18 protein-coding genes and 1 pseudogene are annotated in these 14168 nt (G+C 37.2%); 16 read left to right on the top strand and 3 right to left on the bottom strand.

Going from position 1 to position 14168, the window contains the following annotated elements:
- A pseudogene (locus BTR25_RS27900) lies at window positions 1-212 on the top strand (hypothetical protein); the annotation flags it as partial.
- 172 nt (window positions 213-384) lie between these two features.
- Complete coding sequence (locus BTR25_RS24185) at window positions 385-645, top strand: CPCC family cysteine-rich protein (protein ID WP_075690545.1); 261 nt, start codon at window positions 385-387, stop codon at window positions 643-645.
- 247 nt (window positions 646-892) lie between these two features.
- On the opposite strand, the gene BTR25_RS24180 is transcribed toward BTR25_RS24185, so the two are convergent.
- Entirely contained in the window at window positions 893-1978 is a 1086-nt protein-coding gene (locus BTR25_RS24180; RefSeq protein ID WP_075690544.1) for an NAD(P)H-dependent flavin oxidoreductase, read from the bottom strand.
- Window positions 1979-2164: 186 nt separating this feature from the next.
- Between BTR25_RS24180 and BTR25_RS24175 the strand changes: the two genes are divergently transcribed.
- The 4 genes from BTR25_RS24175 (at window position 2165) to BTR25_RS24160 (ending at window position 6073) form a co-directional block, all read left to right on the top strand.
- Window positions 2165-2548: a MazG nucleotide pyrophosphohydrolase domain-containing protein gene (locus BTR25_RS24175; RefSeq protein WP_075690543.1), complete on the top strand. Its 384-nt coding sequence runs from the start codon at window positions 2165-2167 to the stop codon at window positions 2546-2548.
- 199 nt (window positions 2549-2747) lie between these two features.
- Window positions 2748-3422 carry an NAD(P)H-dependent oxidoreductase gene (locus BTR25_RS24170; protein ID WP_075690542.1) on the top strand — a complete coding sequence of 225 codons (675 nt, stop codon included), beginning with the start codon at window positions 2748-2750 and terminating at the stop codon, window positions 3420-3422.
- A gap of 552 nt (window positions 3423-3974) precedes the next feature.
- Window positions 3975-5078, top strand: a complete 1104-nt coding sequence (locus BTR25_RS24165; RefSeq protein ID WP_075690541.1) for an NAD(P)-binding protein — start codon at window positions 3975-3977, stop codon at window positions 5076-5078.
- Window positions 5078-6073: a DUF3231 family protein gene (locus BTR25_RS24160; RefSeq protein ID WP_075690540.1), complete on the top strand. Its 996-nt coding sequence runs from the start codon at window positions 5078-5080 to the stop codon at window positions 6071-6073. The genes BTR25_RS24165 and BTR25_RS24160 overlap by 1 nt, the downstream gene beginning before the upstream one ends.
- Before the next feature lie 420 nt (window positions 6074-6493).
- Here BTR25_RS24160 and BTR25_RS28700 read toward each other — a convergent pair whose 3' ends face one another.
- Together BTR25_RS28700 and BTR25_RS24150 are read right to left on the bottom strand one after the other, a co-directional pair.
- Entirely contained in the window at window positions 6494-6607 is a 114-nt protein-coding gene (locus tag BTR25_RS28700) for a helix-turn-helix domain-containing protein (RefSeq protein ID WP_368483011.1), read from the bottom strand.
- Window positions 6608-6624: 17 nt separating this feature from the next.
- Complete coding sequence (locus tag BTR25_RS24150; RefSeq protein WP_075690539.1) at window positions 6625-6873, bottom strand: helix-turn-helix domain-containing protein; 249 nt, start codon at window positions 6871-6873, stop codon at window positions 6625-6627.
- A 1018-nt stretch (window positions 6874-7891) separates the two neighbouring features.
- Between BTR25_RS24150 and BTR25_RS24145 the strand changes: the two genes are divergently transcribed.
- The 10 genes from BTR25_RS24145 to wrbA all read left to right on the top strand — a co-directional run bounded on the left by BTR25_RS24145 (window position 7892) and on the right by wrbA (window position 13992).
- Entirely contained in the window at window positions 7892-8314 is a 423-nt protein-coding gene (locus BTR25_RS24145; protein ID WP_075690538.1) for a MarR family winged helix-turn-helix transcriptional regulator, read from the top strand.
- Window positions 8315-8378: 64 nt separating this feature from the next.
- Window positions 8379-8777 (top strand): DoxX family protein, encoded by a 399-nt coding sequence (locus tag BTR25_RS24140; protein ID WP_075690537.1) that lies wholly within the window; start codon window positions 8379-8381, stop codon window positions 8775-8777.
- Window positions 8778-8898: 121 nt separating this feature from the next.
- Window positions 8899-9837: a ring-cleaving dioxygenase gene (locus tag BTR25_RS24135; RefSeq protein ID WP_075690536.1), complete on the top strand. Its 939-nt coding sequence runs from the start codon at window positions 8899-8901 to the stop codon at window positions 9835-9837.
- A 23-nt stretch (window positions 9838-9860) separates the two neighbouring features.
- Entirely contained in the window at window positions 9861-10469 is a 609-nt protein-coding gene (locus BTR25_RS24130) for a flavin reductase family protein (RefSeq protein ID WP_075690535.1), read from the top strand.
- 32 nt (window positions 10470-10501) lie between these two features.
- The gene (locus tag BTR25_RS24125; RefSeq protein WP_075690534.1) at window positions 10502-11449 is read left to right on the top strand and encodes a ring-cleaving dioxygenase; all 948 of its coding nucleotides are present in this window, start codon (window positions 10502-10504) and stop codon (window positions 11447-11449) included.
- Window positions 11446-12054, top strand: a complete 609-nt coding sequence (locus BTR25_RS24120) for an alpha/beta hydrolase (protein WP_075690533.1) — start codon at window positions 11446-11448, stop codon at window positions 12052-12054. The genes BTR25_RS24125 and BTR25_RS24120 overlap by 4 nt, the downstream gene beginning before the upstream one ends.
- A 17-nt stretch (window positions 12055-12071) precedes the next feature.
- Entirely contained in the window at window positions 12072-12233 is a 162-nt protein-coding gene (locus BTR25_RS27895; RefSeq protein WP_175596879.1) for a hypothetical protein, read from the top strand.
- 146 nt (window positions 12234-12379) lie between these two features.
- Entirely contained in the window at window positions 12380-12514 is a 135-nt protein-coding gene (locus BTR25_RS24115; RefSeq protein WP_075690532.1) for a BA3454 family stress response protein, read from the top strand.
- 98 nt (window positions 12515-12612) lie between these two features.
- Window positions 12613-13281 carry a pirin family protein gene (locus tag BTR25_RS24110; RefSeq protein WP_139311328.1) on the top strand — a complete coding sequence of 223 codons (669 nt, stop codon included), beginning with the start codon at window positions 12613-12615 and terminating at the stop codon, window positions 13279-13281.
- A gap of 99 nt (window positions 13282-13380) precedes the next feature.
- Window positions 13381-13992: an NAD(P)H:quinone oxidoreductase gene (wrbA, locus tag BTR25_RS24105; protein ID WP_075690531.1), complete on the top strand. Its 612-nt coding sequence runs from the start codon at window positions 13381-13383 to the stop codon at window positions 13990-13992.
- Window positions 13993-14168: the final 176 nt, after the last annotated feature.

Genomic DNA, 14168 nt, shown 5'->3' with positions numbered 1-14168 from the left:
GTCAACTGAATTTTTTTAAAGCTAATCGAGATGAGTTTTACACCTTAAATGATGGGACTGAGGTTTTATACAGAATGAGTGACCCATTAGAATACGGAATTATTTTTCAAAAAGATGGGCTTCAATATAATATTGGGATTGGGAATAAGAAGTACCTAAAGAAAAAGTTTACGGTACATCACCTTCTGCAAATCGCCGAATTAATGAACTGAAATGAGAAGTTATTTAGCTTCTCATTTTTGTTGTTTCGAAGACATATTAAAATTTCTGTATGATTCTGAACTAATATCTAAAGTAAAGGGTGCGATAGTTTAACATAGTCTATCCCTTGTTGTGCTAACGGGAATAGTGAAAGAAAGTAAATGCTATTATTGGGGTGATTAGATGAAATATACTTGTCCTTGTTGTGGCTATAAAACATTAGATGAAGAACCGCCTGGAACATATGAAATATGTAGTATCTGTTTTTGGGAAGACGATGGAGTTCAATATGATGACCCTGACTATCGGGGCGGTGCAAATACCTCATCTTTAAGGGAAGCACAGAAAAACTATATCTTATTTGGAGCTTGTGAGGAAGGTATATTGAGTGTAAGAAAACCAAATGAAAATGATGTAAAAGACCCTAATTGGAAACCGTTATAGCTTATTAAAGTAACGGGTGCGTTTTAGAACAATAATAAAAATACCAAGTCATTTACTGCACAGTAAAACGATACTTGGAATAATAAACCGGAAGAAGAGGCGGTTTCATATTAAGGATTGTCTTTATATTTGACCAACACAGTGCAGCAAAGACCTTGGGTAATTTTTAAAGGGAAGAGCGGGTTAGCTCAATAGGTATAAACGAAAACCTAGCTTTTTTGGCTAGGTTTTTGTGCATTTTAGGATTTTACCTCGCATCTATAGAACTTAATTTTCTTGCTTCTGCAATAATAGCCTTAATTAAACATTCAACAGTTTGGATTTTAGCTAATCTTGGGCTTTGACCAGACCAAAGTGACATGAACTCTTGATTATTTTCTGCAGCAGAAGTATTTCTTATTTCTTGAGTTAGTGTGTTTTGAACAGGAAAGTCGGGTAAGAGTGTTTCATGCTGCTGCATTTCTATAATAAATTTGTTTTTAATTCCTCTTGCCCATTTACCGGAGAAAGAACGAGTTAAAATAGTTTGGTCTTCTTTCGCTTTCAGTATTGCTTCTTTATAGACCTTATTTGCTCCACTTTCCATACAAGTCAAGAAAGCTGTCCCCATTTGTACGCCCATTGCTCCTAAACAAATCGAGGCCATTAATCCTCTCCCATCCATAATTCCTCCAGCAGCAACAACAGGAATGCTTATATGGTCTACAACCTGTGGGATTAATGACATTAAACCAACCAAATTTTCTTGTGATCCATTAATAAAGTTTCCACGATGTCCACCAGCTTCACTGCCTTGTACAACCACAATATCCATTCCTGCTTTTTGATTTTCGACTGCTTCTGTAACAGTTGTAGCCGTTCCCATTAGAATAATGTTTGCTTGTTTTAATTCAGCCATCACTTCTCTAGAAGGAATGCCAAATGTAAAAGAACAAATCGGAACCTTTTCTTCGATTACAACCTTAATTTGTTCGATGAATTTATCAGAAACATTTTTAAAATTAGGAATTTCAAAGGGAGCTTCTGAGTGTAAATTTAATTGCTGGCGAATAGGGTTTAACAGCTGGTTAGCCGATTTAATCTCATCCTCTGTAACTTTAAATTCGTTAGGAACAAATAGATTTATACCAAACGGATTTGAGGTTAACTRCTTTAATTCCCTGATTTGTTCCCTAATTTGAACAGGGGTCATATACCCTGCGCCCATCATCCCTAGCCCACCAGAATTTGAAACCTCAGAGACTAATCGTGAAGTTGTTACTCCGCCAGCCATAGGAGCTTGTATAATGGGATACTCAATTTTCAAAAGCTCAGTCAATTCATTATTTAACATCATTTCACACCTCGTTTTTCAGGTATATTTTAGCTAGTGTGTGAGACCAATAAACGTTGCTACTAATATAGCATCAAATCCACATTAACATGATAAATAAGCAATAATTGCTTGATTGTTTTTATTTTTAATCGTGCTAAATTACCTCTATAATAATAGTTACGATAGAAAACGAGGTGCCTATAATTGAAAAAACTACAAGAATTCACAAAGCAATACCACGAAGAAATGAATTGGCAAATCAAAGCGGATGATTATGAGAGAACAAAATCATCGCTTTTAACTAATTACATGTTACTTACGACTGAGGTTGCTGAGATTGCAGAAGAGCTGCGTAAAGCATTCAATATGACAAATACTTTGATCAATGAAGGCATGGATGAGGAAAAGGCTTTTGAAATGGCAAAGACCGCAATTAAGGATGACTTGGGAAAAGAAATGGCTGATTGTTTAGCCTATATCACGAAATTCGGAAATTATTTTGATATCGATTTAGAGGAAAGCTTTTATACAAAAATGCAAGAAGTGAAAAATAGGAAAAATAAAGATGTTGGTGTCGTAAAGAAATGAACAACAAGTCCTGTACTCCGTAAAATAGTACAGGACTTATTTTTAGTTTCTAAGAGAAGAAGGTTTAAGAGAGTACAGTTTTAAAGTTGGAGCAAAATTTTTGTTAAGAGTAAGCTAAATATATACAATATGTCTTGTACAAACTAGGATCAATACGGCCCTAGTTTTTGTAATCTATTAAGAAGAGGATGAATTCATCATGAGCAATCACGACGCAAAAAAACAAGATATCCTTGCTGCATTCAATTTTCGCCATGCAACAAAGGTATTTAACCCAACAAAGAAAATTTCCGATGAGGATTTTACATTCATTTTACAGACAGGCCGTTTGTCCCCAAGTTCGGTTGGATACGAGCCGTGGAAATTCCTTGTTGTGCAAAATGAGGATTTTCGTGAAAAGCTGAGAGAGGTTTCATGGGGCGCCCAAGGACAGCTGCCGACTGCAAGCCATTTTGTTGTGATTCTTGCACGTACAGATGTAAGATATGATTCTGAGTATGTGCAGCAGTTACAAAAACATGTGAAGCAGATGCCTGATGATTTGCTTGAGACACTGAAGCCTAGATACAGAAGCTTTCAAGAGGAAGATCAGCGTCTGTTTGAAAGCGACCGGGCCTTGTTTGATTGGGCGAGCAAGCAAACCTATATTGCGCTTGGTAATATGATGACAGCGGCCGCACAAATCGGAATTGACTCTTGTCCGATTGAGGGCTTTAGCTATGAGAGAGTAAATGAGATTTTGGAGAAGGAAGGATTACTTGAAGATGGCAAGCTTGCCGTATCAGCTATGGTTGCCTTCGGCTATCGAAAAGAGGATCCGGCACGTCCAAAAACGCGAAGAGCCTTGGAAGATGTTGTACAGTGGATTAACTAACATAGTAAAGCTATACATGAATCATCTTGAGCACGAGCCAGGGTCAATACCGGGCTCGTGCCTTTTAATTTTATATTAAAATAGCGTGGGGACGGTTCTTATGCTGCTATCGCTTAGCTTAGGAAGCAGAAGGGACTGTCCCTTTGGTTCTTATTAATTGCGTGGATTGCCTGGTTTTCTTAATAAGAGGATGAAGACCATTTCCATTGGTAAACCGGAGAAAAGGGTCTTCATGAGGGTGATGAAGACCATTGTCATTTGAAAATTAGAGAAAAAGGTCTTCATGAGGGTGATGAAGACCATTGTCATTTGAAAATTAGAGAAAAAGGTCTTCATGGAAACGATGAAGACCATTACCCTTTGAAAAACTAGAGATCTTATTGAAATCCTCTATTGGTTTTTCCATTCTCTCAGATGATTAGAATCAATGAGAGTAATTGGGATTATCAAGCCTGTCAATAAATATCCAGTTAATTGGAAAATATGGATACATCTATTATCTATCAAAAGGGAATGCTCGTATTGTAGCCTTTTTGGAAGGAAGTTTATGTGATGGAAATTGCAATTATGGGTGCGGGAATCTCCGGTTTAGCATGTGCGATCAAGCTTGAAAAGAACGGAATCACCCCAACAATCTTTGAAAAAAGAGACAAGGTAGGCGATCGATTTGTTAACGGGGAGGCGTTGCTTGATATTTTTACCCGGCCAGTTCAGGATTGTATTGCTTCTTTGTCTGATGAATACGGCATATACCTTAATCCGACTTCAAGCATACAGAAGATAGAGCTTTTTTCAAAAAACGAAAAAGCGGTGATTGAGGGTCAGCTTGGGTTTACAAATATTCGAGGGAGAGAAGCGGATTCGTTTGAATCACAATTAGAGCAACAAGTTAAGTCTACGATTCATTACCATTCAGAGAAAACCTATGAACAATTACAAAGTGAATATACTCATGTAGTGGTGGCAACGGGTGATGGTGCTTATGCAAAACAAGCAAAAAACTACAGAGAAGATTTATCTGTTAGCATAAAAGGTGCGACAATTGAGGGTTCCTTCAATCGAAATACAGTAATGGCGTGGATTGATTACGATCTTGCACCTTACGGATATTGCTTCCTCATACCTTTTTCAGACAAAGAAGCGAGCATTTCGTTAGCTATTCCCGAATTGCAAGAAAACGCTGATCTGAATATAGACAGCCTATGGGATAACTTTTACAAAAAGCTAAAGTCCCAGTTAGAGCAGGAATTACCCATAACAGATGAGTTTCAAATTTCCAACTATCTGATAGGGATTTGTCAGTCCCCACGAATAGGGAATACCTTTTACATTGGGAATAATTATGGCACCATGATGCCTTTTATGGGCTTTGGCCAATATGCCTCTATCATAAGCGGAGTTCACGCTGCCTATGAACTATGCGGGTTAGGTAACTATCAGGAATTAATGGAACCCCTACGACAAAGCTATGAAGATGGTCTCGTGTTAAGACGGGCGTTGGAGCGATTATCCAATGAAGGACTAGACCGCATTGTACGATTACTTCAAGGCTATTGGGGTGAAAAGTTATTCCTTACAAAATCAATTAATCCGCTTAAAACAGCCAGCTATTTACTAAGACCTTATATTAAGATGAAAAAAGGAGGGACATCCTAATGAGTGATTCAAAGGTAATACCTCTTACAGCCTCTGAACTCGGCTATCTTTGGACAGGATGTTCGATCAATCAAATGTCAAAGTGGTATTTAACTGTTTTTGTCGAGCATTCTAATGACGCTGATGTTAAGGACCTTTTTCGTTTTGCTCTGCAGGTAACAAATGAAATGATTATAGGTAGAAAAAGAATTCTCGGAAGTGCGGGCTGTCCAATCCCGCTAGATTTTTGCGAACGAGATATCTCTATCAGTTCACCGCCCCTTTTTGGTGAGAAGTTCATGTTATATTATATGCATAATGCGGGTCGGGTCGGCCTTGAATTCCATTCAAGAGCGTTAGCGTTAGCAGCCAGAATCGATATACGCAAGTACCAGGAAGAATGTTTACAATCTGCCATACAGTTAAATGAAAGGGTAGTAGATCTCCTCCTAACAAAGGGTATCTACTCGCGAACACCACATTTACCTACACCGACAGTACAGGAAGACATTCAAAAAAGTAGTTATTTGAATGGATGGTTTGGTGATACCCGGACCATGAATAGTATGGAAATTGCCAACCTTTATTCGATTATTGATCTTCTGGTCATGATGGAAACGCTTTTTACCGGTTTTGCGCAAACCACTGACTCCGAAGAGGTGGTTGAACTGCTTCAAAAGGGAGCCACAGTGGTCCAAAAACAGCTTCAGGTGTTAAATGAATTTTTAGCGAAAGATGAATTACCAATCCGACCTAGTTACCTGGCAGAATTAACCGATTCCAATAAAAGGCTATTTTCTGACAAAATCATGGTCTGTCATTTGGCTGGTTTATTTGGCTCTCTTTTGTCCCAGTATGGTTTTTCGCTAGGGGCGGTCATGAAGCATGATTTACTGGCGGCGTATAGCTCACAAATTGCTAAAGCCGGCAGCTATTCGGAAAAGGTCACGAAATTTCTAATTGAAAAAGAATGGTTGGAGAAAGTACCTGGAGCAACACTGAATGGATCCCATTGAGATCTTTACATATATTAACCATTATGAAAATTCGGTCGAGGTATTAAGAGAAGCGTATCGTTCGGCAACAGAACTGAGCAATCAAACATCCTAATTGAAGCACTTTGTCATCAGCTTTCAGAAGACGCACTGCCTGAAATAAAAGAACATATGAAACTAAAATATTCTTCTGGTCTTGTTGATATTGAACAGACGGTTTATAGCTACTATTCGGTCCTAGGACTTAAGCATCCTGAACTAGATTTAATGATAATCAAACATGCTTTTAAGATAACCCCTTTCTTTCCTATTAAGTAAGGTGAGAGAGGGGTTATTTTTTTTGACGCTAGAAGTACTCGGGGGGCGGTTCTCATGCTTTCATTGTAAAAAGGTTTTCCTTCATGCGTCTTGTTAAACTTGTTAAATGGTCTTCAAACATTCCTATGAACTACTATTATTTCTATATTGATGAGGTGTCAGACCCGTTTGTTTTTTGAAAATCTTTGTGGAATAGCTCTGGTCAACAAAATGTAAAGAAGAACAAATTTCTGAGATATTTTGGTCAGTTAATGTTAAGAGTTGTTTCGCTTCATCAATTTTTTTGCTTTTTGCACATACTCGCTAAAAGATACTCCTATTTCTTTTTTGAATAGGGTAGAGAGATAATTAGGATGTAAATTGACCATATTAGCAAGCTGATTAAGAGTAATTGGTTCATATATATATACAAGGATGTAATTCAGACAATAAGAAACGGGCTTTGAATAATGTTCTCTCTTTTCTTTCCTTACACGATCGGCAAAATCATTAAAGGCTTTCATAAGTAAATCCTTGATTTCCTCGACGAATTTCTTGTCTTCTATCTGCTGCTAAAGCTAGAATAGCCTCCCTTTATTCAATGTTTAAACGTTTTTCCAAAAGATTAACGTTTTTAACAATATGGATAGTGCAGAGTGGATTGGAGCGAAAGGCACTTGACTCCTGCGGGATGTAGAGGAAAGGTCGAGACCCCGCAGACGGAACGTCGAGGAGGCTCGACTTCCTCTCCGCGGAAAGGAACGGTCACCATTTACTCGCAAAAAATACAAACAATAGGAAAACCGCCATTTTTAAAACTTGTTTTTAGACCAAGGGGGTAGTATGCCTGAAATAGGAAATTCGCTAAACTGGCAGACCGGTATTTCCAAAAATTCAGGGACCCTCTACCGATTATTACAAATGGGACACTAAGTTTCCATCGAAGGCTTTAATTTACCTCTTATGAGGAAGTAGGAATAATTCAGGTCTTACATTATTATCTGCTGTCAGAAGGTGAAAATTTTTGTTTGTGAAAAATCGCACTTAAACGGGTAGCATTACTGAAACAACGGTAATGCTTATTTCCTCTTCAAGTAACGGGATTATAGTTGAAGATAGTAATTTGCCCTCTTTGCAGAGATTAAAACAATAAGTGTTGAAATTGGTTGGTAATATTGCATATTTTACTTTGCCTAATTCTTATACTTTGTTGGAAATAGGGGGACGTTAAAAACTGGAGAAATTATTACCCCACTATTTTATACCTTATTACTTTTCATCCGCCATGTAGTAGTCAACCGTGATGAATTCCCCACACTGATGTTTTAAAAAAGCCAGCGAGCTACCTTAGCAAATGAATGGGATAACTACTGAACCAAGTGCAACCTACGTTAAGCTTTGGATCCGTTCCGTGCATTATTACTAAAGGGAGAGTTTAGTTTAATTAAATATAAAAGGATATTGACAAAAAAAATTATAAGTTATATTATTATCTCACATTCAAGATAAATTAATTCGAGACTTTTTAGGGAGGTGAGAATAATGGAGAGGAAATGCAATAACTTGCCCTTTTTGAGATTAATGCAAACATCTACAGCAATTCATGATCGAATAAAGGAAGAAATGACAAAAAACAAGCTTGGTATTACTGAATTTTCTGTTTTAGAGGTACTATATCAAAAAGGAAAACAAACAATTCAACAAATTGGAAGTTTCATATTGGTCTCAAGTGGTTCGATGACCTACGTAATTGACAAGCTTGAACAAAGAGGTTTATTATGCCGAAATGCCTGTCCAGATKATCGCCGGGTGATACATGTTACATTAACTGATGATGGGAATGAATTGATGAACGAAATCATGCCAAAATATCATGAGTTGGTTGATGATATGTTTGAAATATTAGATTCTGATGAGGCAAAGACATTGGTTCAGCTTTTGAATAAAGTAAGGAATAAAGTATAAAATTTTATTTTTTTTAATATATTATCTCGAATTCGAGATAAATGACATTTAGGAGGATTTTAAGATGATAAATATTGGTTTATTAATCATTCGCTTGGTAATAGGTTTACTATTTGTGGGTCACGGTGCTCAAAAATTGTTTGGTTGGTTTGGTGGTTATGGATTAAAAGGTACCGGAGGTTGGTTTGAATCCATTGGTATGAAACCAGGAGTAACGGTGGCTCTTTTTGCAGGATTAGCAGAACTTATTGGGGGGATTTTGTTTGCATTAGGATTTTTAACCCCACTTGCAGCAGTTTTGATCGCAGGAACCATGGTAATGGCTATCATGAAAGTGCATGCTCCCAATGGATTATGGGCAACAGCTAATGGATATGAATATAACCTAACATTGATTGCGGTTGTTATTGGTATTGCCTTAATAGGTCCTGGTCAATTCGCTTTGGATGCATTTTTATTCTAACATATCTTAAATTAGAGAATCTTAAATTAAAACTAAATTTAAAGGCTTGAACTGTAGAAGTTAGAACAAAATAAGTTAATAAGTTTCTTTATAAATTTTACCTTGAAAAGGAGAGTTAATAATGAGTAAGAAAACAATGGGTATCCACCATATCACGGCAATCGTTGGTCATCCGCAAGAAAATGTTGATTTTTATGCAGGAGTATTGGGTTTACGATTAGTTAAGCAAACGGTCAATTTTGATGATCCGGGTACTTATCACCTTTATTTCGGGAACGAAGGTGGGAAGCCAGGAACAATCATAACATTCTTCCCATGGGCAGGAGCTCAGCAAGGAATCATTGGTGATGGTCAAGTAGGAGTCACTTCTTATGTAGTTCCAAAAGGGGCGATGGAATTTTGGGAAAAGAGACTTGAAAAGTTCAATGTTTCTTACACAAAGATGGAGCGTTTTGGAGAAGAATATTTGGAATTTGATGATCCACATGGTCTTCACTTGGAAATTGTTGAAAGAGAAGAAGGAGAAGTCAATACTTGGAACTTTGGCAATGTAACATCGGATTTTGCTATAAAAGGATTCGGAGGAGCTACTTTATTATCGACACAGCCAAACAAAACAGGTGAATTGTTAGAAAAAGTAATGAGACTGGAATTTGTCGGTAAAGAAGGAGATTTTGCTCGTTATCGTTCTACTGCGGATATCGGAAATATTATCGACCTTAAATTAACTCCTATTGGACGCGGGCAAATGGGTGTGGGAACAGTTCATCACATTGCGTGGCGGGCAATTGATGATGAAGATCAATTGAATTGGCAAAAATTTGTTGCCTCCAATGGATATGGTGTCACTCCTGTACAAGACAGAAATTATTTTAATGCCATTTACTTTAGAGAACATGGAGAAATACTGTTCGAAATTGCAACCGATCCTCCAGGATTTGCTCATGACGAGTCACAGGAAACAATGGGTGAAAAATTGATGCTTCCAGCACAGTATGAACCTCGTAGAGCACAAATTGAACGGGCGTTGCTACCATTTGAAATAAGAGAACTAGACTGAATTTACGAAAGGAAATGATTTCATTGCTTTCGATAGACCCTAACCAAAATACCGAAAGAGAAAATTACAAATTCCTAATAGGAAGCATCATCCCAAGACCAATTGCTTTCGTCACATCGGTTTCAAAAGATGGTGTTTTAAATGGGGCACCGTTTAGCTATTTTAATATCGTGTCATCCAATCCCCCACTGATTTCATTATCTATTCAACGCTCAGCGGGGGGACAAAAGGATACAGCAAGAAACATTTTCGAGTCAAAAGAATTTGTTGTTCATATCGTGGATGAACAAAATGTTGAAAAGATAAATAAAACAGCTGCAAACCTTCCTCCTGATGAAAGTGAGATTGAGTTAGCTAGATTAACTCCAGTGGAAAGTGTGGAAATTTCTGTACCGGGTATAAAGGAAGCGAAAATTCGAATGGAATGTTCATTGGAGAATTCCTTAGAATTGGGTGGCACGGATACGCCTGGTTGTGATCTGATTATTGGAAAGGTTGTTCAATTTCACATTGATAGCGACATTTATGAAAATGGAAGAATTGACCCAAGGGGCTTAGCTGCGGTTAGCAGATTGGCAGGCAATAATTACGCTAAAATAGGTGAAATATTTGAGATTGAAAGACCAAAATGATTAAATCCCATTGATGAAATGGAGAGGTTTAAATGCAAAAAACAGCAGGTATCCATCATATAACATCCATGGTAAATGATGCCGGGCGGAACATAGACTTTTATGCAGGTGTACTTGGGTTAAGACTCGTTAAAAAAACGATTAATTTTGATCGACCAGAAGTGTACCATCTTTATTTTGGAAATGATACGGGTCAACCAGGTACGGTCATTACTTTTTTTCCATGGGCAAAACAGTTAAAAGGGCGCATTGGACAAGGACAAGTAGGTGTGACCAGTTATGTTATACCGGTTGGTTCGGTAACATTTTGGGAAAATCGATTGCAGAAATTCGGAGTTGAGTTTACTTCGTCAGTTCGCTTTGATGAGAACTATTTGAAGTTTAACGATCCTGACGGACTCCAACTTGAATTGATAGAACGAGACGAAGGACCAACGAACACTTGGAACTTTGGTGGAGTTCAGGAAGAAAATGCGATAAAAGGATTTGGTGGTGCTGTCCTATTCTCGGCTCAACCACATAAGACAACGGATGTTTTAGAAAATATTTTAGGGCTAGAATGCACTGGTCAAGAAAACGAATTTCTAAGATTTAAATCTGATGGGAATATTGGAAACACGATTGATATTCACTTAAATCCTTCAGTCCGAGGGCTGATGGGAGCAGGTACGGTTCACCATATAGCCTGGAGAGCAAAGGATGATGAGGATCTTCTCAAGTGGAGTTCACTTCTCCAAGAAAAAGGGTATTTTCCGACAGAAGTTCGTGACCGTAATTACTTTAAAGCAGTGTATTTTCATGAAGGAGGAGGTATCCTCTTTGAAATAGCAACGGACCCACCAGGTTTTGCGGTGGATGAACCTGTCGATGAACTTGGAAAAAAACTTATGCTGCCGTCTTGGTTAGAGTCAAAAAGAGAAGAATTAGAAGAAACTTTACCTCCTGTGGAGGTTCGTGTTCTGGAGGGAGATAAACAATGAAACATATATTTAATAAGGGTCAAGACACAACAAAACCAACACTATTATTGCTTCATGGTACCGGTGGTAATGAATTAGATTTGTTGCCTCTTGCGGGCAGAATTGATGATGAAGCGCACCTTTTAAGCGTTCGAGGGAATGTATTAGAAAATGGAATGCCTAGATTCTTCCGCAGATTGGCTGAAGGAGTATTTGATGAAGAGGACCTTGTTTTCCGAACAAAAGAATTAAATGAGTTTCTAAATGAAGCAGCAGAAAAGTACGGCTTCGACCGAGATAATATTATCGCTATTGGATACTCAAATGGAGCAAATATAGCAGCAAGTTTATTATTTCATTATCAAAATGCATTAAAGGGTGCAATTCTTCATCATCCAATGGTACCGAGAAAAGGTATTGATCTACCTGATTTATCTGGTAAGTCAGTGTTTATTGCTGCGGGAACGAATGATCCAATCTGCTCGCCAATGGAATCTGCTGAATTAGAATCTTTATTAAAAAATGCTAATGCGAAAGTTGAACTCCATTGGGAGAATAAAGGTCACCAATTAACCATGGAAGAAGTTGAAGCCGCTAAAAAGTGGTATAAAGAACTTTATAAGTAACATGGGGGTAATTTTAAATGCTATTGATTCGTCATTCCATCGGGAGTCGCCTACTTCGCCAAACTGAACTCTATACGATTGAAAATAAAGGTGGACATTGGGAGATTTGCCTTCCAGTTGATGAAGAAACGTCCTTAAAGATTTTGAATTTTAAGCATGAATTAAATGTATTCAGGTAAATGAAGCGGAAAAGACATGGTATTACTCTTCTGATGCCCAAGTAAATTATTTACCTAATGAAAAACAAATGGTGATACTAGCTGACCATAAAACGGTATATCCAACTTAATAGGTTAACAATTATTTCTGAAAGGAAAAATAAAAAATGTTTGAAGTAATGGTTACAGTTATTTATAAAGGTAAAAATTATCAAACCAATGTCCTTGCTAATAAAGAAATGACTTGTGAAAAAATTATGCACGTAGCCGAAGAGCAAGTAATTAAGCAATGGAGCAAATAGTTTACATTGTCATCAAATGGGATATTGAAAATGAAATGAACTTAGGAGATAAATTTTATGCTAAAAAAAATCGAAAGTAGCCAAATGGGTCAAGTGATATTGGATGGTTAAAAAGTAAATTTCATTTTTCGTTTGCAGATTATTTTAATCCAGATAATATCCATTTCGGTGTTTTAAGAGTAATCAACAACGATGATTTGGTAGAAGCGAAAAAAGGATTTGGTGTACATCCTCATAGGGATATGGAAATTATATCCTACGTTGTCAATGGGGAATTAACACATGGTGATAGTTTGGGGAATAATAACACTGTAACTCGTGGTCAAGTTCAATACATGAGTGCAGGTACAGGTGTACTTCATAGTGAGTACAACCTAGGGGGAGATACACTTAGATTCTTACAAATATGGGTCATTCCTGTAAAAAAAGGACTTGAGCCAAACTACGGTGATTATAGATTCAATTGGGATGACAGAAAAAATAATTGGCTGCATATGGTTTCAGATATAAACGGAAATGCCCCAATCAAAATTAATCAAAATGCCAATATATATTCCTTGGAATTGGAACAGGGGAAAAACATTGAGTTCCCAGTAAAAGAGGGAAGACAGGCTTATCTGGTTCAAATTGAAGGAACGTCAGTAATAAATGATGTTGAGTTAAACGATCAAGATGGAATGGAAATTGTTGAAGAAAATATTTCAATTAAGGCGGTTGAAACGTCACACATCTTAATTATAGAAATGGAAAAACAGTTGGAAGATTAGGGATATAAATTGTGAAAAAAGAAATAATAAGGTTGGTGTAAAACAAATGGGTATTTTATCCAAACCATTTGGGGATTCATCTGATAAGAGACAGAAATAATGACAAATGTAAATTTAGCAGTAATTTATTACAGCATGGGTGGAACTAACTATCAACTTTCAAAATGGGCTGAAGAAGGTGCTAAAGAAGCTGGTGCAGAAGTAAAAGTATTAAAAGTACCTGAACTTGCACCGCAATCTGCTATAGAAGGGAATCCAGTTTGGAAATCTCATGTTGATGCAACAAAAGATGTACCAGAGGTTAAATTGGATGACCTAGAATGGGCGGATGCCATTATTTTCAGTGTACCAACTCGATTTGGTAATATGCCATCACAAATGAAGCAATTCCTCGATACTACTGGTGGTCTATGGTTTAATGGAAAACTTGTCAATAAGGCTGTAAGTGCAATGTCATCAGCACAAAATGCTCACGGCGGTCAAGAGGCAACCATTTTATCACTCTATACAACAATGTATCATTGGGGTGCAATTGTCGTTGCTCCTGGTTATACTGATCCAGTTACTTTTGGAGCTGGTGGTAACCCATATGGAACAACCGTAACAGTTGGTCAAGATGGTAAAATGATTGAAGATGTACAGGCAGCTGTGAAACACCAAGCGAAACGTACAGTTACAGTTGCAGAATGGGTAAAAAAAGCAAATCAATAAATTTCATTAAAAAAGCTAATCAAAAAATCGACGATTAGCTTTTTTCTTTGTATTGAAATTTGCGAACAGTATTAGGTTCAATTTTTTCATGTTGAAACTTTTGCATAGATTAAAAAAAACACATTGATTTGAAGTAAGATTATCAAACCGGAAACAGGAAAGAAAATGTCGAATGA

The organism is Bacillus sp. MRMR6, from assembly GCF_001940785.1.
Lineage (GTDB): Bacteria > Bacillota > Bacilli > Bacillales > Cytobacillaceae > Neobacillus.
The sequence above is the reverse complement of the archived record's forward strand: the minus strand, read 5'-3'. Positions and strand labels throughout refer to the sequence as shown.